The organism is Brevibacillus centrosporus, from assembly GCF_003710815.1.
GTDB classification, from domain to species: Bacteria; Bacillota; Bacilli; order Brevibacillales; family Brevibacillaceae; genus Brevibacillus; species Brevibacillus centrosporus.
Map to the genome: position 1 here is coordinate 128612 of NZ_RHHP01000008.1, position 20773 is coordinate 149384.

20 protein-coding genes are annotated in these 20773 nt (G+C 51.7%); 4 read left to right on the top strand and 16 right to left on the bottom strand.

Translation table 11 applies throughout. The features are described from left to right. Positions 1 to 55 precede the first annotated feature (55 nt). From EDM55_RS09630 to EDM55_RS09655, 6 genes are all read right to left on the bottom strand, one after another. A complete protein-coding gene (locus tag EDM55_RS09630; RefSeq protein WP_092267402.1) occupies positions 56 to 763 on the bottom strand; it encodes an ABC transporter ATP-binding protein in 708 nt (235 codons plus the stop codon). Positions 764 to 778: 15 nt separating this feature from the next. Further along, positions 779 to 1555, bottom strand: a complete 777-nt coding sequence (locus EDM55_RS09635) for an ABC transporter ATP-binding protein (RefSeq protein ID WP_092267403.1) — start codon at positions 1553 to 1555, stop codon at positions 779 to 781. A gap of 18 nt (positions 1556 to 1573) precedes the next feature. Beyond that, positions 1574 to 2857 carry a branched-chain amino acid ABC transporter permease gene (locus EDM55_RS09640; protein WP_092267508.1) on the bottom strand — a complete coding sequence of 428 codons (1284 nt, stop codon included), beginning with the start codon at positions 2855 to 2857 and terminating at the stop codon, positions 1574 to 1576. 9 nt (positions 2858 to 2866) lie between these two features. Then, positions 2867 to 3820, bottom strand: a complete 954-nt coding sequence (locus tag EDM55_RS09645) for a branched-chain amino acid ABC transporter permease (RefSeq protein ID WP_122926792.1) — start codon at positions 3818 to 3820, stop codon at positions 2867 to 2869. A 244-nt stretch (positions 3821 to 4064) separates the two neighbouring features. Further along, positions 4065 to 5327 (bottom strand): branched-chain amino acid ABC transporter substrate-binding protein, encoded by a 1263-nt coding sequence (locus tag EDM55_RS09650; RefSeq protein WP_122960203.1) that lies wholly within the window; start codon positions 5325 to 5327, stop codon positions 4065 to 4067. A gap of 294 nt (positions 5328 to 5621) precedes the next feature. Then, positions 5622 to 7376, bottom strand: a complete 1755-nt coding sequence (locus EDM55_RS09655; RefSeq protein ID WP_122960204.1) for an adenine deaminase C-terminal domain-containing protein — start codon at positions 7374 to 7376, stop codon at positions 5622 to 5624. Positions 7377 to 7560: 184 nt separating this feature from the next. Between EDM55_RS09655 and EDM55_RS09660 the strand changes: the two genes are divergently transcribed. The 4 genes from EDM55_RS09660 (at position 7561) to EDM55_RS09670 (ending at position 10049) form a co-directional block, all read left to right on the top strand. Continuing rightward, positions 7561 to 8145, top strand: coding sequence for a YgaP family membrane protein (locus EDM55_RS09660; protein ID WP_092267407.1), 585 nt, complete (start codon positions 7561 to 7563; stop codon positions 8143 to 8145). Positions 8146 to 8157: 12 nt separating this feature from the next. After that, positions 8158 to 8292, top strand: a complete 135-nt coding sequence (locus EDM55_RS30875; RefSeq protein ID WP_258957623.1) for an EYxxD motif small membrane protein — start codon at positions 8158 to 8160, stop codon at positions 8290 to 8292. Between the two features lie 87 nt (positions 8293 to 8379). Continuing rightward, on the top strand, positions 8380 to 8823 hold the full coding sequence (locus EDM55_RS09665) for a MarR family winged helix-turn-helix transcriptional regulator (protein ID WP_092267408.1): 444 nt from the start codon (positions 8380 to 8382) through the stop codon (positions 8821 to 8823). An 11-nt stretch (positions 8824 to 8834) separates the two neighbouring features. Continuing rightward, entirely contained in the window at positions 8835 to 10049 is a 1215-nt protein-coding gene (locus tag EDM55_RS09670; protein WP_092267409.1) for an MFS transporter, read from the top strand. 59 nt (positions 10050 to 10108) lie between these two features. Here the strand turns inward: EDM55_RS09670 and purD are convergent, their stop codons facing one another. The 10 genes from purD to purC form a co-directional block, all read right to left on the bottom strand. Then, complete coding sequence (gene purD / locus EDM55_RS09675) at positions 10109 to 11389, bottom strand: phosphoribosylamine--glycine ligase (RefSeq protein WP_092267410.1); 1281 nt, start codon at positions 11387 to 11389, stop codon at positions 10109 to 10111. A 35-nt stretch (positions 11390 to 11424) separates the two neighbouring features. Continuing rightward, complete coding sequence (gene purH, locus EDM55_RS09680; RefSeq protein WP_122960205.1) at positions 11425 to 12972, bottom strand: bifunctional phosphoribosylaminoimidazolecarboxamide formyltransferase/IMP cyclohydrolase; 1548 nt, start codon at positions 12970 to 12972, stop codon at positions 11425 to 11427. 221 nt (positions 12973 to 13193) lie between these two features. Next, positions 13194 to 13565 (bottom strand): hypothetical protein, encoded by a 372-nt coding sequence (locus EDM55_RS09685; protein ID WP_092267412.1) that lies wholly within the window; start codon positions 13563 to 13565, stop codon positions 13194 to 13196. A gap of 150 nt (positions 13566 to 13715) precedes the next feature. After that, on the bottom strand, positions 13716 to 14324 hold the full coding sequence (purN, locus tag EDM55_RS09690; RefSeq protein WP_092267413.1) for a phosphoribosylglycinamide formyltransferase: 609 nt from the start codon (positions 14322 to 14324) through the stop codon (positions 13716 to 13718). Next, positions 14318 to 15358, bottom strand: a complete 1041-nt coding sequence (gene purM, locus EDM55_RS09695) for a phosphoribosylformylglycinamidine cyclo-ligase (protein WP_092267414.1) — start codon at positions 15356 to 15358, stop codon at positions 14318 to 14320. The genes purN and purM overlap by 7 nt, the downstream gene beginning before the upstream one ends. A gap of 34 nt (positions 15359 to 15392) precedes the next feature. Then, entirely contained in the window at positions 15393 to 16811 is a 1419-nt protein-coding gene (purF, locus tag EDM55_RS09700; RefSeq protein ID WP_122960206.1) for an amidophosphoribosyltransferase, read from the bottom strand. Next, a complete protein-coding gene (gene purL / locus EDM55_RS09705; RefSeq protein WP_092267416.1) occupies positions 16796 to 19039 on the bottom strand; it encodes a phosphoribosylformylglycinamidine synthase subunit PurL in 2244 nt (747 codons plus the stop codon). The genes purF and purL overlap by 16 nt, the downstream gene beginning before the upstream one ends. Then, positions 19020 to 19712 (bottom strand): phosphoribosylformylglycinamidine synthase subunit PurQ, encoded by a 693-nt coding sequence (gene purQ / locus EDM55_RS09710; protein WP_092267417.1) that lies wholly within the window; start codon positions 19710 to 19712, stop codon positions 19020 to 19022. Before purQ ends, purL begins: the two co-directional genes overlap by 20 nt. 4 nt (positions 19713 to 19716) lie before the next feature. Further along, a complete protein-coding gene (purS, locus tag EDM55_RS09715; protein WP_092267418.1) occupies positions 19717 to 19965 on the bottom strand; it encodes a phosphoribosylformylglycinamidine synthase subunit PurS in 249 nt (82 codons plus the stop codon). Further along, complete coding sequence (gene purC / locus EDM55_RS09720) at positions 19958 to 20677, bottom strand: phosphoribosylaminoimidazolesuccinocarboxamide synthase (protein WP_122960207.1); 720 nt, start codon at positions 20675 to 20677, stop codon at positions 19958 to 19960. The genes purS and purC overlap by 8 nt, the downstream gene beginning before the upstream one ends. Positions 20678 to 20773: the final 96 nt, after the last annotated feature.

Consider the following 20773-nt stretch of genomic DNA (forward strand, 5'->3'; position numbering starts at 1 on the left):
AAAAAGCCTCGTGTCCACTCTCGGAACACGAGGCTTTCTCTGTTTTCATCTCTCGTTACGCCAAGTACGCCTCGCGAACCTGCGGATTTGCCAGCAGAGTCTGCGCATCGTCCTTCAAAATAATCTCACCCGTCTGGATCACATAGCCGCGATGGGCTACGGACAAGGCCTGATTCGCGTTTTGTTCTACCAAGAGGATCGTCATGCCCTCTTTGTTCAGCTCGGTAACGATGTCAAAAATCTGCTCAACCAGAATGGGCGCCAATCCCATCGACGGCTCATCCAGCATCAAGATTTTTGGTTTCATCATCAAACCGCGAGCGATCGCCAGCATCTGCTGCTCCCCGCCGGACATCGTTCCGCCCTTTTGATTGATCCGCTCTTTCAGACGAGGGAAGTACGCAAAAGCGCGCTCCACTCCTTCGTCGATCACCTTTTTGTCTGTGACGGAGAATGCCCCCATCTCCAGATTTTCCCGTACTGTCAGCTTAGGAAAAATGCGACGTCCTTCCGGGACATGCGCGATTCCCATCAGAGCAACATCGTGGGTACGCTGTGCTGTAATATCCTTGCCATCAAAAATGATTTTGCCTTCACGGGCACGCGTCTGGCCGCAGATCGTCTTCAGTGTGGTCGATTTCCCCGCACCGTTCGAACCAATCAACGTCACGACTTCACCCTGTTCAACTGAAATGGTCAAGCCCTTCAACGCGTGGATTCCGCCGTAATAGGTGTGAATGTTATGCAATTCCAACAATGCCATACTCGTTTCCTCCTCCTACGACACTTCCGACGCGCTTTTTCCGAGATACGCCTCGATCACATTCGGGTTGTTGCGGATTTGCTCCGGTGTTCCCTCGGCGATTTTGCGTCCGTAGTCCAACACGTGAATATATTCGCTAAGGCCCATGACCAGCTTCATATCGTGCTCAATCAGGATGATCGTCAGGTCCAGTTCGCGCTTCAAACGGCGAATGAACTCGGTCATCTCTACCGTCTCGCGGGGGTTCATCCCGGCTGCTGGCTCATCCAGCAAAATGATGCTCGGGTTGGTTGCCATCGCGCGGGCAATCTCCAGACGCCGTTGGAGACCGTATGGCAGGCTGCCTGCTGCCTCATTGGCAACATGCGCGATTCCGACGTACTCCATCAGCTGATACGCTTCTACGCGAGCCTTTTCTTCCTCTTCCCGCACACGCTTCGTATTGAACAAGATTCCAAGCAGCCCAGCGGACAACCGGCTGTGCACACCGACCATGACGTTTTCCAATGCCGTCATTTCCTTGAACAGACGAATGTTTTGAAACGTCCTCGTAATTCCGCGGCTTGCGATTTGGTCTGGGCGAAGTCCCTTGATGCTTTTTCCGTTCAGCAGGATTTCGCCTTCATCGGGCTCGTAAAAGCCTGTGATCATGTTAAAAAAGGTCGTTTTGCCGGCACCGTTCGGGCCGATAACAGCCGTAATGCTACCTGTTTCAATCGAAATCGAAACGTCCTGGTTGGCAACCAGTCCACCAAAGCGCTTCGTCAAGTTTTTCGCTTCTAACAATGCCATGTTATTCCCTCCTTGTCCCTACGACTGTTTGCCCGAAGAAATTTGGGAAATCTTGCTGAGAATCCCTAGCTTCACTTGGCCAAACTTGCTCGCTTTGATTGCATCCAGATCGTTTTTCTTCCGTTTCGCCGGGATCAGACCGTTCGGACGATACAAGGCCACGAGAATCAACATGATCCCAAAGACGAGACGCTGGAACTTGGATGGGTCCAACTGGTTCGGCAAATTGATGATGCCTGCCTGCTGCAGCGAATGCAGGAAGTTGGAGAATTCCTTCAAGAGCTGTACTTGCAAGATGGTTACGAAAGCTGCCCCCAGTACGACACCTGGGATGCTGCCGCTGCCACCCAGAATGACCATCACGAGAATTCCGATCGACTCCATCAGCGTAAAGGATGTAGGGTCGATAAAGGTTTGCTTCGCTGCGAAGATGACACCGACGACACCTGCAAAGGATGCCCCTGTCGCAAAGGCAGCGAGCTTCGTGTTCAAAAGAGAAATCCCCATAGATTGGGCTGCCAGTTCGTCTTCGCGAACCGCAATCCATGCACGCCCCAGACGGGAATGCTCAAAGCGGATATTAGCCAGTACGATAAAGGCAATGACGAACAATACGATAAAGTAAAAGTAGAACGGCGTACCCATCTTGAAGCCGAACAGCTCCGGTGACGGAATTGGCGTGATCCCTTGAGGACCATTCGTGATGTTGATCGGTTTGTCCAGGTTATTGAAAATAATCCGAATAATCTCCCCAAAGCCCAGTGTAACGATAGCCAGATAGTCACCTTTTACACGGAGTACGGGCAAACCGAGCAAGACCCCAAATACGGCTGCGACAATCAAGCCGACAATCAGGAACGGCCAGAACCACTCCCCTGACAGCGGGAACAGGTTGCCTGCAATGAACTCATTGGCTTGCGAAGTAGAGAAGATCGCGTAAGCATAGGCACCTGCGGCAAAGAACGCCACATAGCCCAGGTCAAGCAAACCAGCAAAGCCTACTACGATGTTCAGACCGAGCGCCATCGCCACGTAGATCCCTACCTGCGAAGCTACCTCCATGTAGTAGCGGTTGTCACCCGCGACCAACGGAATGACGATCAGCAGCACCAAGGCACCGATCACCATTTTGATTGCTTTGGATGTATTCGTGTAATAAACCAGAACGATCGAGGAGAGAATCCCCAGGAATGCGATAACGGACTTATCCAGGAAGTGCAGGGATGCTGCAAATGCCGCGATCCAAATCAGCGTGACGAAAAGTGGTATGCCTTTGAATGATTTCCATTTCATGTTTGCCATCCTGATCACCTACACTTTCTCTTTCACAGCTTCGCCAAACAGCCCTTCCGGCTTGAAGAGAAGCACGAGGATTAGAATACTGAATGCAAACACGTCTTTGTACTCGGCACCAAAAGCCCCGTTCGTCAATGGTCCCATGTACGCTCCCGAGAGAGACTCCAGCAAGCCGAGCAGCACTCCCCCTACCATGGCACCGCGAAGATTACCGATACCACCCAAGACCGCTGCAGTAAATGCCTTCAAACCAAGAATGAAGCCAATATACGGGTCGATCGTTCCGTAGTTTTGGGCAAACAGAACACCTGTCGCTCCCCCAAGACCCGAGCCGATCAAGAATGTCAGCATGATAACCTTGTCTACATTTATAGTCATCAGCGATGCCGTGCTTCTATCCTGTGCTACGGCGCGCATGGCGATTCCCCACTTTGTTTTGTTCACAAACAGAGTCAAAGCCACCATCATTACAATCGCAATTACAATTACAACCAAGCCTTTTGCCGGTATCGTGGCGATGCCACCCAAAGAGATCGGAGTAGTGAAAAGAGTAGGAGTGTTCAGATAAAACTCGTTACGAGCCAACGCTTCTGTAAAACGAACCAGGTCCTGCAGCAAAAACGATACGCCAATAGCAGAAATCAATGGAACCAGACGAGGAGCTCCCCGAAGTGGTCGATAAGCCACTCTCTCAATTAGAACACCCAGTGCCCCTGTAACAGCCGTAGCAATCACTAAGGTAATAAATAAGGCAACAAACGGATTCATACCTTCAAGTGCTCCCAGTGCGTCCGTGATCAGCAATACCTCTGTCCCCACGAAAGCACCCACCATGAAAATTTCCCCATGAGCAAAGTTGATAAATTCCAAAATACCGTAAACCATGGTGTAACCAAGTGCTACAACAGCGTACATGAAGCCAAGCGTTAAACCGTCAACCAGCACCTGAGGCAAAATGTTGAGCAGCATGCTTTTCCATCCCTCATTTCTTCGTAAACTGTAGAAATTTTCTGCATTCAATATGGCAAGTGACGAATGCCCATAAAATTTGTCGAGGTCTGCCCAAACGGTGCGACCCGGTGTCAGAGGATGGCAACTCTCTCTGGATCAGGTAGTTCTCCCACACAGCACATCCTTTTTAAGTAAAATAAGGGGCGCACATCATGTGTCGCCCCTTATTTCGATGAGGCTGAAGGTCTACGATGTCAGGTGCTTACTGTGCCTTACCTACAAAGTTGGATTTTTCTTTGTCGTACTTATAAATAAATACGTCAGCGTTGGTGTTGTCACCTTTGTCGTCAAAGGTAACTTTTGTAAATTGACCTTGGAAATCTTTTGTTTTGTGCACGGAATCGAGGACTTGCTCACGAGTAGGCTTATTGCCGCCATTCGCTTTGATTGCTTCCAGCACACCGTTCAGGATGACGTTCATGGAGTCATAGCCGTAAACGGAATAGGTTTCAAGAGGTTTGTTCGTGGTTTTTTTGTACTCGTCTGCCCACTTCTTGCCCTCTTCGGTTTGCGTCACGTCACCGGCAACAGACGTGAATACTACACCTTCAACGGCAGGACCAGCGATTTTAATCATATCAGAAGAGTCCAAGCCATCGCCACCCATAAAATATCCCTTGTAGCCTTTTTCACGGGCTTGTTTTATTAAGATACCACCTTCTGGATACAATCCGCCAAAAAAGATGATATCTGGGTTTTTCGCCGTTACTTGGTTCAGTACCGCACTGTAATCTTTTTCGCCTTGTGTGATTCCTTCGTAGCCGAGCAGCTGCACGCCATCTTTTTCAAATTGCATTTTCACTTGATCGCCCAGACCTTGGCCGTAAGCAGTCTTGTCATGGATGATGAATGCTGTTTTTACGCCCAACGTGTTTTTCGCGTACATCGCAGCTTTTGGTCCTTGTGCGTCATCACGCGCACAAATGCGGTGTACGGTTTTCTTTCCTTCTTCCGTCAGCTTGACCGCGGTATTCGCGGGAGACACCATGACCAGCTTGCCTTCTTCGTACTTCACGGACGAAGGAATGGCAACACCGGAGTTCAAGTGCCCAACTACACCGTATACATCAGGGTCGGAAATCAGCATTTCCGCATTCGATACCCCGATTTTCGGGTCAGCCTGGTCATCCTGAGGGAAAAGCTGGATGTCAAAGCCCAATGCCTTGAATTCTTCCTTCCGCTTGTTCAGAGCGTACTCTGCACCCGTCTTGATTGCGTCCCCCAGGGAGGACTGGTTCCCGGAGAGAGGGGTTTGCGTTGCAATTTTGATGACTCCACCATTTGCAGGAGCTGCTGTACCACCACTACTTCCGGAAGTGCTTGGCTGTGTCTGTGCCGGCGGTGTGCTGTTGCCGCCGCTTGCATTGTTTCCTCCTGCTGAGCTGTTACCACCTGCGCAACCTGTCAACGCAACGCTTGCTACCAATACCGCAGATAGAATGCTGATGTGAGAGCGCTTTTTCATGCGGAATTGAATCCCCCTTTAATATTTCTTTATTTTTGGTTTTTCCCAGCCCAGCTCTTTCCTTTACCAGGTTGCGACTTTGTAAGCACTTCTTCTAATAGGTATAAAGATAGATATGGCCTGGTTCTTCTTTATTGTAAAATAAATCAAAAAATTTACAAGAGAAAAAATATAATTTTAAGATACATGGTTAACCAATACATACTCATCGATTTTGGAATCGGATTGAACTTAAAATGGTATATCATTGCTTTGACGTGGCAAAGCATTAACTTACGAATAAAAAAATTCCACTCAAGGGAGTGGAATTGATGGAATCACGATTCGACTGCTTTTGACATCGACTATGCCGTCTGCTGTCAAACGCGCGTACGGCAAGTGGGTCGCGGTGAAAAATAACAGGGAGTAGATTGGATCGAAATGCCTATACCCTTTTTCCTGCAGCAGCTCTGTAAACGCCACTGCCATATCTATAACCTCTGGCATAGGGGCGTCTGAAAACTTCCCTGCCAAAGGCAGCGGGCATTCGCAGGCGGTTGCTCCTCGATCTATGAGCACAATCCCCCCGCCCATTTCCCGGACTCGTTTTAGCGCTGCCGCCATGGCAATCGGATCGCGCCCGATGACGATCCATTCGCCTGATGCCGTATAGCTGCTCGCCAGTCCCTCTAGATCCCGTCCGTATCCCCGCAGCACCGCAGCGCTCCGCCTTTGTCCAACAGGGTCAATAAGAACGAGAAAGGCAAGATCCGGATCATCCTGGATGGAAACATCTCCGTGCTCGTCTGTGGGCAGTTCTTCCATTTCCAAACGCGTGATGACAGCATTGAGCATTTGGATAACAGGCGCTTTGCCCTCTGTCGGCTGCAGACGGAACCACTCTGTGCTAGTCTGCTTCTCTAAAGGGTCAAATGCCGGGAACGAGCAGTCTTGCCACCTTTGCTCGACAGTCGGCACGAGAATCTCACCGCCTTCTGCCGCTCGTACCCCATTGGCAAAGACGACGGCAGGTGTCGGATCATGTTTATCCGATAAAAGCAGCATATCGGCGATTCTTCCCGGTGCAATACCGCCTATTTCAGCGTCGAGCCCGTAGTAAACGGCCGGATTCAGCGTTGCCATGACGTACGCTTCTTCCGCTGGCATGCCCGCTTCGATCGCCACCCGAATCGTTCCGTCCATCAATCCGTTTCGATGCATCGGAGGCGTGCTGCCGTCTGAAGTCAGCATCATTCGCGAGGACCACGGAAGTCCCAACTCGAGCCATCCTTTGACTAGATCAGGCAAGTCCGGGCGAATCGAGGAGTGCCGCAGCGTTGCATACATCCCGAGCTGCAGGCGAGACAAAAGGTCTTGTGCCGTGATCCCCTCGTGACAAGCAGTGATGCCTGCGGCTCCCGCTGTATTCAGCGTCTCCACCGAGGCACCCGGATGATGGCCCTCCATGCGTTTGCCCAAGTCGCGTGCGTGCTTGAGTCCAAACAGGATTTTCTCGTCCTCCCCCAGAACCCCTTGCCAGTCTGTCAACTCTCCGCCTTGCACAACAAGCGGGTGCTCCAGCATCCGTGTCAGGCCTTCCCGTGTAAACTTCCGATGTTCTTTTCCTGTCTGCGGGTCTAGTCTCGCCCAATAGTATTGCTTCACAGGATGAACAGAGAGCGATTCCATGATCGACGACACCTGGCTAAAGGGCAGGTTCATCAGCATCAGCGTATCGGAAACCAGTGTAGTCGTCCCTCTTTGCAGCGCAAAATCAGCGAGTGTATACGGGTTGTACCATTGAAAAGGGTGGGCGTGCGGCTCGAAGTATCCCGGCACCAGGTATTGCCCGCTTGCATCCACAATTTGCGTATGCTCATCGACCAGCGGCTCTTTTTCCCCTACATAAGCGATTCGATCACCGGAAGTGACTACATGGACGTTTTGCCACGATTTTGTATAGACATTCAAAACTTGCGCACCACGAATCCATATTGTGGCCGGCGAAAGCCTTCTGCTGACGCGGATCAGTTGCAAATGGGCCTCTGCAGATATCGGTCTTACACGCATTTTCTCTCTCCTCCTCGTCTTTTTCTCCACCAACTGAATGCTCATTCATTACGACCACTTACTCCTTCGCCGCTAAAAGACAGGAGTCCTGCTCGCCTCCTAGCAACAATTTCCGGGGGTGTATCCCTTCCGAACAACAAAAACTAGCCCTAGAAAAAAGGATTCGCATAGGAGGCAGATTGCGATGCATAAGAACGTCGGAACAACAGACGCCATCATCCGAATTACCGGAGGACTCTTGGGACTGGCTTACGGCATAGGCAAAATGAGCCGACGCCCCTACAATGCCCCTTGGCTTCTCATGGCTTTTTCCGCAATGAAAGTGGCTGAGGGTGTGACCAGACATTGCATGATGTACCGCGCTCTGGGCATTAGCACTGGCTCGGAAAAAGGAATGCGGGGAATGCAGGACATGATCGCCCAAGCGAAAGGCAAAGGCTTTCAAATGGTGATGGGTCAGGTAGCTCGTACCTTGAACGCCCGAAAGAATGTAGAGACGAAGGCAAGCAGCACAGAGAACAGCAAAGCGAGCTCTGCTCCTTCTATGAAACAAAATCATGATGGTTCCAATGGCCCTCACCTGTCCCCTGAGGATGAGCTTATGGAAAAAGCAGCGAGGGAATTCGTATCGTTTCGCTCAGAGGACAAGGAATCCAAGGCTACATCAGCCTCCGCTTCGAACACGTCCTCCTCTACAGAATCGACAACCGAGAAAAGTCAATCCGAACACTACAGTCACGACGAGCATCGATATCCAACCTATTCCTAGGAGGAGAAGGGCATGCTGAACGGACCTCCGCTTTACGAATGGCTTTCCCACAACCTGTTTGTCATCGCTGCCATAGTCGGGGTAATCGCTGTGATGGGCTATTTCGTCTATGCGAGCTCCAAAAGAAAAGGAAGATACCGCCAATAATTTTTGGCGGTACTTTTTCTTTGCAAAATTACTTGTTTAGCATATAATTGTCACAGCAAGTATTTTTAATGAAAGAAGGATCTACCCTTGAACGACTACTGGCAGGATGAATCCATTGGTTTTCTGATGGGCAAGACGTATCGGAAAATCGTCATGCATGTCACCACCTATCTGCGGGAATTTGATTTGACGCCGGAGCAGTTTTCTGTTCTTTTTTGCTTGAGCAAGCAAGAGGGCATCAATCAAAAAGAGCTGGCAATCCGCACCACCAAGGACCAGCCTACCATTACACGAATTCTTGACGCCTTGGCAAAAAAAGGCTTCATCGAGAAAAAGCTCAGCGAGACGGATCGGCGTGCTTATTTGCTCATGCTCTCTGACAAAGGACGGGAATGGATTGAGCTCGCGACACCTGCTGAAGCAAAGGCCATTTCGGAGGTAGTCGACGGGATGAGCGAAGAGGAGCTGCAGATACTAAGGCAAGCCTTGATCCGAATTGCTGAGAACGTAAACAGACATACAAAAGAATAGGAGTGTCATCTGTGGGAGAACAGCGAGAGAAACTGTGGTCTAAGGATTTTATCCTGATCACACTGAGTAACTTCTTTTTATTTCTGATCATTCAAATGCAGTTACCTACCTTTCCTACTTACGCAAAGGAAACTTACTTAGCTAATGACTTTACGGCAGGTTTAACTGCCAGCTTTTTCGCTTTAGGGGCAGTCGTCGCCAGGGTATTTACGGGCGAGTGGTTGAAGAGTAAAAGCAGTAAGAGGATTCTGATCGTTGGCTTGTGTATAGTCGGTCTTACAACCGCCGGGTATTATTGGACCAGCTCCATGACTCTTCTGCTCATCATGCGCGCCCTGTTTGGTTTCGGATTCGGGATCAGCAGTACTACTCTCCCAACGGTCGTGACGAATGCGATCCCTTCCAAACGGTTAGGAGAAGGGATGGGCTACTACGGTCTGTCGCAAAGCCTTGCGCAAGCTTTGGGTCCGATGATCGGACTTGGCGTTCTGTCCGCGTTTGGTTTTGGGTCCATGCTGTCCTTTGGCGTGGCTGCTATCGTGTTGATTTTCCCGATCGTCTCCATTATTCGCGCTTATAGACAGCCTACTTTGGGCGCACATGCGCAGGAAAAGGGACTGAAACGGTTTTACGACAGAAAAATTCTGCTGCCCGCTTTCCTGAATTTTTGCATGTCCGTCACATACGGCGGGTTGGTTAGCTTTCTCGCCCTTTATGGCAGAGAAGCAAATATCGAGCACATCAGCTGGTTTTTCCTCTGCAACGCGGTCGCAATCGTCCTCGTTCGCCCCATTTCTGGCAAGCTTTTTGATAAAAAGGGGCATATCGCCGTCTTTCCTCCGGGAGCCATCTTCATTATTCTCGGCTTGATCGGTCTATCCTATGTAAAGAGCGATGTGATCCTCATTATCTCCGCCCTCTTGTACGGTGCTGGCTATGGATGCATCCAGCCGTCTACCCAAGCCTGGATGGTAAAAGAAGTGAAGCCGGAGCAACGCGGTATGGCCAATGGCTTCTTTTTAAACTCCATCGACTGCGGGATCGCTGTCGGCTCCATCCTGCTCGGCACCATCGCTGCACAAACCAGCTACGCGATGATGTACCGTTTGTCGGCGCTTTTAATGGTGTTGTTTTTGATCGTTTATTTTCTGGCGAGACTGTCTGCTGTCAAGCAGCGCAAACGTGCCTCTGTCCCTGTCAGCGTAAGCCAGAACATCGAAGCATAGTCTCATTTAGCGAATACGACAGCAGCCCAGGCGCGAAAATGCCTGGGCTGCTGCTTTTGTTATCGGCTGTTATTTTGATGACGCATTGCTTTTGCGGCAATGTCTGTCCGATACTGCGCTCCCTCAAACGAGATGGCCTGCACCGTTTCATAGGCGGCTGCGCGCGCTTTCTCCAGATCTTCTCCCGTTGCGGTCACACCCAACACGCGTCCGCCACTGGTGACGATGCCCTCTTCGGCAGCCTTCGTTCCTGCATGGAAAACGGTAACGTTCTCTCCTGTGCGATCCAAGCCTTCAATCAGCTGACCTTTTGGATAGTCCCCCGGATAACCCGGAGCTGCCATCACAACACATACAGCGCTGCCTTTTTTCCACTTCACATCAACGGCATCCAGCTCACCCTTGATGGTAGCGACTACGATCTCCAGCAGGTCTGTCTCGAGCAAAGGCAGTATCACCTGCGTCTCGGGATCTCCAAAGCGCGCGTTGAATTCCACCACTTTCGGACCTTGCTCCGTAATCATTAAGCCGGTGTAGAGAATGCCTTTGAACGGAATTCCGTCTTGCGCCATTCCTTTTGCCATCGGTTTGACGATCGTCTCCACGATCTGGTCAACCAGCTCCTCAGACATTTGCGGAACCGGAGCGTACGTCCCCATGCCCCCTGTGTTCGGGCCGCGGTCATCGTTGAAAATTCGCTTGTGATCCTGAGAAGTGATCATCGGCTTGACAGTTTCTCCGTCGACGAAGGACAGCAAGGAAAGCTCCTCGCCAAACATGCACTCCTCGACGACCACACGCGTGCCTGCTTCCCCGAAAATACTCTCCTCCATGATCTGGCGAAGGGCTTCCTCTGCCTCTTCCAGCGTTTCGGCTACGACGACGCCTTTTCCGGCTGCCAGGCCATCGGCTTTGATGACGATTGGTGCACCTTGCTCACGCACGTAGGCGATTGCCGATTCGTAGTCAATAAAAGATTCATACGCCGAGGTCGGGATGTTGTAGCGCATCATCAGGCGTTTGGCAAACGATTTGCTGCCTTCGATCATAGCCGCTCTGCCATTTGGACCAAAGATCGGCAGGTTGCGTTCCTCGAAAAAGTCTACGATGCCTCCCAAGAGAGGATCTTCTGGGCCGACAACCGTCAAGTCGATCCCTTCGTCTTTGACAAACTGGGCCAGTGCCGCGAAGTCATTGACACCAATCGGTACATTTTGAGCGATTTGCGCAGTCCCGCCATTTCCCGGCGCGCAATACACCTTTTTCACCTGCGGGCTTTGCAGCAGCTTCCATGCAATCGTGTGCTCACGACCGCCACTGCCGATTACCAGAACATTCATCGTATTTCCTCCTGTGCTAGAGGTCATGCGCTCTATTAGTGTTTGAAGTGACGAGTACCTGTGAAGATCATGGCAATCCCAAAGCGATTGCAAGCGTCGATAGACTCTTGGTCACGTACCGAGCCGCCTGGCTGAATAATCGCTGTAATCCCGGCTGCTGCCGCTGCTTCAACCGTATCAGACATCGGGAAGAAGGCATCAGAAGCCAATACAGAGCCTATTGCCAGATCGTTGGCCTGCTCGATTGCGATCTTTGCGGAGCCGACGCGGTTCATTTGACCTGCCCCTACACCGACAGTCATGTTGTCTTTCGCCAGCAAAATGGCGTTGGACTTCACATGCTTGACTACTTTCCAAGCAAATTTCAGCTGTTCCATCTCTTCCGCAGTTGGCTCGCGATCCGTCACGACACGAACTTCGGATTCCTCCAGCTGTTTCAGATCGTAATCCTGAACCAAGGCGCCGCCAGCAACAGGTGCTACGCGGAAATGGTTCGCTTTTACCGAAGCCTCGTTCAAGGTAGGGATGCGCAGGAGACGCAGGTTCTTTTTCTCGGTCAATACAGCCAGCGCTTCTTCTGTAAAGTCTGGTGCGAGGATGATTTCCAGGAAGATCTCTTTCATTGCAAGTGCCGTGTCACGGTCAATCGTGCGGTTAGCTGCGACGATACCGCCAAAGATCGAAACGGCATCTGCTTCGTATGCTTTCTGATAAGCTTCGCGAATGGTTGTCCCGATTCCTACTCCACATGGGTTGGAATGCTTGATCGCTACAACAGCCGGCTCCGAAAACTCACGGACAATCGCAAGTGCTGCATCTGCGTCGTTAATATTATTGTAAGAAAGCTCTTTGCCATGCAGCTGCTCCGCGTAGGCGATACTTGCAGTGCCCGCCAGCGGCTCGCGGTAAAAGGCTGCACGTTGGTGCGGATTTTCGCCGTAGCGCAGGTCTTGTGCCTTCTCATAGGTCACTGTGAAGCTCTCTGGCAAGAGCTCTCCCACCTGATCGCTCAAGTAACGGGAAATGAGGGCATCGTACGCTGCTGTGTGACGGAAAACTTTCGCAGCCAGTTTGCGGCGAGTCTCAAGCGTCGTGTCCTGGTTCGCTTCAATCTCGGATGCCACTGTCTCGTAATCAGCCGCATCGACGACGACACTGACAAACGCGTGGTTTTTCGCAGCGGAACGCAGCATAGTCGGTCCGCCAATATCAATATTTTCAATTGCCTCTTCAAATGTAACATCTGGCTTGGCAATGGTTTCTTTAAATGGATACAGGTTCACGACAACCAGATCAATGGTCTCGATCGCAAGTTCTTTCAACTGCTTTTGATGAGCTTCATTGTCGCGCACAGCCAGAAGACCGCTATGGATATTCGGATGCAGCGTTTTGACGCGGCCGTCCAGAATTTCTGGAAACCCGGTTACTTCGGAAATGCCGATGACAGGAACACCCGCTTCCTTCAAGAGAGAAGCTGTACCTCCGGTTGAAATGATCTCTACTCCGGCAGCAGCCAGACGACGAGCAAACGGTATCAATCCTGTCTTGTCAGAAACGCTGATCAACGCTTTTTTCACACTCACGGATAGAACCTCCTGGACTTTTGGATAGTTTACCTCAGAAAACCACTACGAGGCTGTTCTTCGATGCTTGGTTGCGTATTTTTCAAACAAAACACGAACATTCCATTCCTATTAAAACATAAATGTACGTTTTCATCAAGGTTTTCGTCAGGCAAAACAAATGCAGCCGCCTGTGCTTGTTCTGCACTCGCGACTGCTTTTTTCTATCCATATGCACCTATTTACCGGTTTTTCTTTTTCTTGGCCGACAACTTTTTCACACGTTGCGCGAGTGAAAGCGGCTTGCCTCTTCCTGCTGCCAGCTTCGGTTTTTTGACCTTGCTCCGCTTCCCTTTGACGTCCTTGCGCATCAGGCTTCCCAGCTCATCCATCGTCAGGGATTTTCCGCTTTTCATCCGTTCCTTCACTTTTTCCTTTGTTTCTTCCGGAACATTCAGCCCCATATCGGACAGCTCACTCATGACCGCGTCTATGTCCTGGGAGCCGCCTTTCGGGAATTTTTCGGCAAGCTTCATAATGTCGGCCAGTGTCCATTCCCGCCCTGTCTTCTTGCTTAGCTTGCCCAGCAAATCGGCAACAAAATCTCCGCTCAAATGGGCCCCTCCTCGATTACGGCTTTGCTCTTCTATTCACCATATGTCGAGAGACTCCATTTGGTTTGCTATCTCCACGCTTGTCATGGTTTCACGAAAACGAAAAAAGCGCTTGTTCCAAGAACGTAAGCGCCTTTCCTACCTATTGAATTACACCAGCTGGACATGGCGTCCTTCCAGCTTCACTCGTCCTTCTACCAACCAGCCGATCACGTCTACCAAAAGACCATGCTCGACCTCATGGATGCGCGCCGCCAATGTTTCCGCTGTATCGTTTTCCTGCACGGCTACGGGAATCTGTGCGATGATCGGCCCGGTATCCAGTCCGGCGTCCACCACATGTACCGTTACCCCCGTAATCTTTACCCCGTATGCCAGTGCCTGACCAACCGCATCCTTGCCCGTAAATGCTGGCAAAAGGGACGGATGCAGGTTGATAATGCGGCCTTCATAGGCAGCAAGCAGCGTCTCTCCGACCAAGCGCATGTAACCAGCCAGGACGACGAGAGAAACACCGCGCTTTTGCAGCTCTGCCACGATCTCGGTCTCAAATGCCGTTTTATCCGCATACGCTTTTGGCTGAAACACAAACGCCTCAATACCGAGACGCTCTGCGCGCTCCAACACTTTTGCTCCCGGCTTGTCGCAGATGAGCAGCGAGACCTCCACACCCTTCAGTCGTCCGCTTTGTACGGCTTGCACGATCGCTTCAAAGTTCGAGCCGCTGCCCGAGGCGAAAATGGCTACCTTTTTCACCATTCCACCCCGTTGTATACGACCTTGCGTTCACCCGCCTGAATATTTCCAATCAGGTATGGCTTTTCTCCGAGCTCCTGCAGTTTTTCGATCACTGGGACAGCATCCTCTTGTTTGACAACCAGCATCATGCCAATCCCCATATTAAACGTTTTGTACATGTCCGGATAGGAAATGCCGCCCGCTTCCTGAACGAGAGAGAAGATCGGCAGTACAGGCCAGGAACCGACATCGATCACAGCTTGCGTACCTTCTGGAAGGACACGCGGGATGTTTTCGGTGAAGCCGCCGCCTGTAATATGCGCCAGCGCTTTGACTTCAAACGATTCCAGGACGGAGAGAACCTGCTTCACGTAAATGCGGGTAGGGGTCAACAGCTCTTCGCCCAGCTTTTTCCCCAGCACATCTACATGATCGTGCAAGGACATGCCTTTGTCCGCCAGAAGCACCTTGCGCACGAGAGAAAAACCGTTGCTGTGCACGCCGCTGGACGCCAGGCCAATCAACACATCACCTGCTGCGACAGTAGAACCGGTGATCATCTTGCTCTCGTCTACAACACCTACGGTAAAGCCAGCGATATCATACTCGCCTTCCGCATACATGCCCGGCATTTCCGCCGTTTCCCCACCGATCAGGGAACAGCCTGCCTGGGAGCAGCCATCTGCAATCCCTTTAACGATCGCTTCGATCTTTTCCGGAATCACTTTATCGACAGCCAGGTAGTCGAGGAAAAAGAGCGGCTCTGCCCCTTGCACAACCACGTCGTTCACGCACATTGCTACAGCGTCAATGCCAATGGTATCGTGCTTATCCATCGCAAATGCCAGCTTCAGCTTTGTGCCGACACCGTCTGTACCCGATACGAGTACCGGCTTTTCGTATTTCTTTGTATCCATGCGGAACAGCGCACCGAAGCCGCCCAAATCGGTCAGCACCTCGGGACGGAATGTCCGTTTTACGTGTTTTTTCATGCGCTCGACAGCTTCGTTCCCCGCGTCGATATCTACGCCTGCTTGTTTGTATGCTTCACTCATCGTTTCTCCCCCTTGGACGAGGTGCTAGCCTGCCTTAGCACTTGAGCGCTGGCAACGCTTCTTCAAAATCGATTTCAGTCGGGTATTGTCCGGTAAAGCAAGCGAGACAATGGCCTCTATTCGGAGCCGAGTCTTCGCGGCCGATCGCTTCGAGCATTCCTTCTACAGACAGGAACGAAAGCGAATCTGCCTCGATAGCCAGGCGGATTTCCTCAACGGATTTGGTAGCCGCGATCAACTCTTCACGAGACGAGGTGTCAATGCCGTAGAAGCACGGATTCATGACAGGCGGAGAGCTGATGCGTACATGGACTTCTTTTGCACCTGCTTCACGCAGCATACGGACGATGCGGTTGCTCGTAGTACCACGAACGATGGAATCGTCAATCATCACGACGCGTTTGCCTTCCACTACCTTGCGTACAGCAGACAGCTTCAGATGAACCGCGCGTTCACGCAGCTCCTGGCTCGGTTGAATAAACGTACGGCCTACATAGCGATTTTTGATCAAACCGATCTCATAAGGAATACCTGTCGCTTCCGCAAAGCCGATAGCAGCGGAAGTACTTGAATCGGGTACCCCGATGATGACATCTGCATCAATGGAAGCTTCTTTGGCAAGCTGCTTGCCGAGGCGTTTGCGCGCCATGTGCACGTTGATCCCGTCGATATCGCTGTCGGGACGTGCGAAGTAAATGTATTCAAAGATGCACATCGAGCGCTGTGTCTTTTCAGTGTGCGAGGTTTCTACAATGCCGTTTTCATCCACGATAATGAGCTCGCCTGGTTGAACATCGCGCCAGTACTCGGCACCGATGATGTCAAACGCACAGGTTTCAGAAGCGACACAGATGGCGTCTCCCAATCGACCAAGAGACAGCGGGCGCAGCCCGTTTGGATCGAGAGCGATCACCAGCTGATTTTGGTTCATGACACACAGCGCATAGGCACCTTTAATGTGCTGCAGGGCATCTTTTACCGCGCCCGGAAGATCAGGACGCTCCGAGCGTGCAATCAGATGGGCGATGACTTCTGTGTCACTGGTTGTTTGGAAAATGGAGCCTTTTGCTTCCAGCTCTTTGCGGAGTACAGCCGCATTCACTAGGTTTCCGTTGTGCGCGACGGCCATGCTGCCCTGTGCGTAGCGGAAAAAGAGCGGCTGCGCGTTTTCGATTTTGCTGGAGCCTGCTGTGGTATAGCGTGTGTGTCCAATAGCGATGTGACCTTTGAACTTCTCCAGATCGCCTTTGCCAAACGCTTCCGATACGAGGCCCATTCCACGGTGCTTATACCACTTCTCGCCGTCGGAGGCGCAGATACCTGCGCTCTCCTGACCGCGATGCTGCAGAGCATGCAGCCCCAAGTAAGTCAGCTGGGGAGCTTCCTTGTGGTTGTAGATGCCAAAGACGCCGCATTCTTCATTCAGTTCGTCCCAGATTACCCGATCAAACATGGAATCGCATCCTTCCAGGCTGCTTTCACCTCTTGAATCGAAGCGTTGACCGCTTCTGTACCGTTCACGTTGATCACCAGTTTATCTCCGCCTGTCGTTCCGATTTGCTTCGCTGGCACACCATGCTGCGCTGCCAAAGCAAGCAGAGCCTGCGCCTTGCCCTCGGATGTACTGAGCAAGATACGGGATTGCGACTCACTAAACAAGAGAACGTCTGGACGCAGTTCGGATTCCAGAGACACCTTCGCACCGAAGCCCTCTCCGAAGCAGGATTCTGCCAGGGCTACACCCAGACCGCCTTCAGACAGGTCGTGAGCAGACTTGACGAGGCCTTGACGGATCGCAGCCAGCGTCGCCTTTTGAACAGCTGCTTCTTTCGCCAGATCGATTTGCGGCGGACGGCCCGAGATAGCGCCTGTCGCCAGCTTTTGATATTCGGAGCCGCCCAGCTCCGCGAATGTCTCACCCAACAGGATGATCGCGTCGCCTTCGTGCTTGAAGTTTTGCGTAGTGATGTGATCCACATCCGTGATTAAACCAACCATACCGACAGTAGGAGTCGGGTAGATCGCGTCGCCGCTGCGCTCGTTGTAGAAGGATACGTTCCCGCCGATGACAGGAGAATCCAGCGCTACGCACGCTTCGCTCATCCCTTCGCACGCTTGTTCAAACTGCCAGAACACCTCAGGCTTTTCCGGGCTGCCGAAGTTCAGGCAGTCTGTGATCGCCAGTGGCTCTGCACCGGAGCAAACGACGTTACGAGCCGATTCGGCTACCGCAATCGCACCGCCTACTTTTGGATCGAGGTACACATAGCGTCCGTTGCAATCCGTGCTCATCGCCAGCGCCTTGCGCGTGCCGCGAACCATCACGACCGCTGCGTCAGAGCCAGGCTTGACTGCGGTGTTTGCACGTACGATGTGATCGTACTGCTCATACACCCACGATTTGTTCGCTACAGTAGGCTGAGCGAGCAAGCTTTTCAGCGTTTCGTTCAGGTCAGCAGGCTGGCTGATAGCCGCTACTGCATCCACATTGGCGTTTGCTTCATAGTAAGCAGGTACTGCCGATGGACGGTGGTACACAGGCGCTTCATCTGCCAGGCTGTTTACAGGTACTTCAGCAACGACCTCGCCTTTTTGCAGCAGGCGCAGCATGCTGTCTTCCGTTACTTTACCCACGACCGCAGATGCCAAGCCCCATTTATCGAAAATCGCAATCGCTTCTGCTTCCTTGCCTTTTTCTACGACAACGAGCATGCGCTCTTGGGATTCGGAGAGCATCATTTCGTAAGCAGACATGCCTGCTTCACGCTGTGGAACGAGGTCCAGGTTCATTTCGATACCGTTGCCCGCTTTGGAGGCCATCTCGGAGCTGGAGCTGGTAAGACCCGCTGCACCCATGTCCTGAATCCCTACGACGATCCCAGTGTCGATCAGCTCCAGGCATGCTTCGAGCAACAGCTTTTCCATGAACGGGTCGCCCACTTGTACAGCTGGACGCTTTTTCTCCGATTCTTCGGTGAGCTCTTCGGAAGCAAAGGTCGCTCCGTGAATACCGTCGCGTCCCGTGCTGGAGCCTACGTAGATGACGGGGTTGCCAATACCGGAAGCCACACCCTTTTGAATCTTGTCATGGTCGATGAGGCCGACGCACATCGCGTTTACCAGCGGGTTGCCTTCATAGGTCGGGTCGAAGTTCACTTCGCCGCCTACTGTTGGGATCCCGATGCAGTTGCCGTAGCCAGCGATACCAGCAACCACGTGTTCAAACAAATATTTCACGCGAGGAGTTTTCAGCTCCCCGAAACGAAGCGAGTTCAATACCGCAATCGGACGAGCACCCATGGAGAACACGTCACGGATAATACCGCCCACCCCTGTCGCTGCACCTTGGTAAGGCTCGATCGCAGATGGGTGGTTATGGCTTTCGATTTTGAATACAACCGCTTGCTTGTCGCCGATGTCTACGATACCGGCACCTTCCCCTGGACCTTGCAGAACGCGTGGACCCTTGGTAGGGAAACGGCGCAAGACAGGCTTGGAGTTTTTGTAAGAGCAGTGCTCCGACCACATAACGCTGTAAAGACCAGTCTCTGTCCAGTTCGGCTTGCGGCCGATGATGTCTACAACGCGTTGGTATTCTTCATCCGTCAGACCAATCTCGCGGTAGAGCTTCTGATCGGCAATTTGTTCGGCTGTCGGTTCTTTATGCGTGAGTTGTGACACTGCTTTTTTCCCTCCACGTCTTCAGGATCGAGGTAAACATACGGCGTCCGTCATCGGAAGTCATCCAAGTGTGGACAGCACGCTCTGGGTGAGGCATCATACCGAGCACGTTGCCACGCTCGTTGCAAATGCCCGCGATATCTTCAAGAGAGCCATTCGGGTTTTCACCGTGATAGCGGAAGACGATCTGGCCATTGGCTTTGAGCTTTGCCAGTGTCTCTTCATCACAGTAGTAGTTTCCTTCGCCATGAGCGATTGGAATATGAATTTCTTCCCCAACCGCATAGTCGCGGGTAAACGGGGTATCGTTGTTTTCCACGCGCAGCGCAGACAGCTTGCAGCGGAACTTGAGGGAACGGTTGCGCAGAAGAGCTCCTGGCAACAGTCCGACTTCGGTCAGGATCTGGAAACCGTTGCAGATCCCCATAACCAGCTTGCCTTCCTCTGCTGCTTTCACTACTTGTTCCATGACCGGCGAAAAGCGGGCGACGGCGCCACAGCGCAGGTAATCTCCATAGGAGAAGCCGCCTGGCAACAGGATCGCGTCATATTGAGAAAGCTCTGTATCCGAGTGCCATACGTAATCTACCGGCACTCCCATGACGTCTTCAACCGCGTTGTACAAATCGATGTCGGCATTGGAGCCGGGAAAGACGATAACCGCTACTCGCATGACGTTAGCCCTCCACGATCTCAAAGCGATAGTCTTCAACCACCGTATTGGCCAGAAGCTTTTCAGCCATTTCACGAACGCGCTCTTCTGCTTGTGCACGATCGTTCGTACCCAGCTCAAGCTCCATGTACTTACCGATGCGTACGTTGTTCACTTCATCAAAACCAAGGGAATGCAGGGCACCTTTCACTGCGTGGCCTTGCGGGTCCAAAACGCTCTCGCGCAAAGTTACGTATACGATTGCTTTAAACATGTACGTCTCCTCCCAGTCTCTTCAGCATTTCCTGATAAGCTTCTTCTACGTTGCCCAAATCACGACGGAAGCGGTCTTTATCCAGCTTTTCGTTTGTTTCGGAGTCCCAGAACCGGCATGTATCCGGCGATATTTCATCGGCGAGGAGAATCTCTCCGTCCGCTGTTTTCCCAAATTCCAATTTAAAATCGACAAGTGTAATATTGCGCTCCCGCAAGTATGGACGCAGCACTTCATTAACTGCGAGACCCATTTTCTCCAGAGTCGCTTGATCGCTTTCGCTCGCGATCCCCAACACTTTGATGTGAGAGGCATTCACCAGCGGATCTCCCAATGCGTCGTCTTTGTAGTAAAACTCGACAACAGGCTGCGGAAGAGGGGTTCCTTCCTCCATACCCAGCCGCTTCGCCAGAGAACCTGCTGCGATATTGCGGACGACTACTTCCAAAGGGATGATTTCCACTTTGCGAACGACTTGCTCAGTGGCTGACAACAGACGAACAAAATGGTTGTCGATCCCACGCTCTTTTAGCATCGTAAAAAAGATTGCCGTAATCCGGTTGTTGAGCTCGCCTTTGCCCGTGATTTGCGCTCTTTTTTCTCCGTTAAATGCTGTTGCGTCGTCTTTATACTCCACCCAGTATTGATCAGGCGTCGATGTCCGATAAATACGTTTCGCCTTACCTTCGTAGAGTTGTTCCTGTTTTTCCACTGTAGGAGCCACCTTCCCAGCTAAAAAGGTTGAGTTACTGTTAATTCACGAACGATTCAACTACATTAAAACACAATCATACGCATTTATCAACGA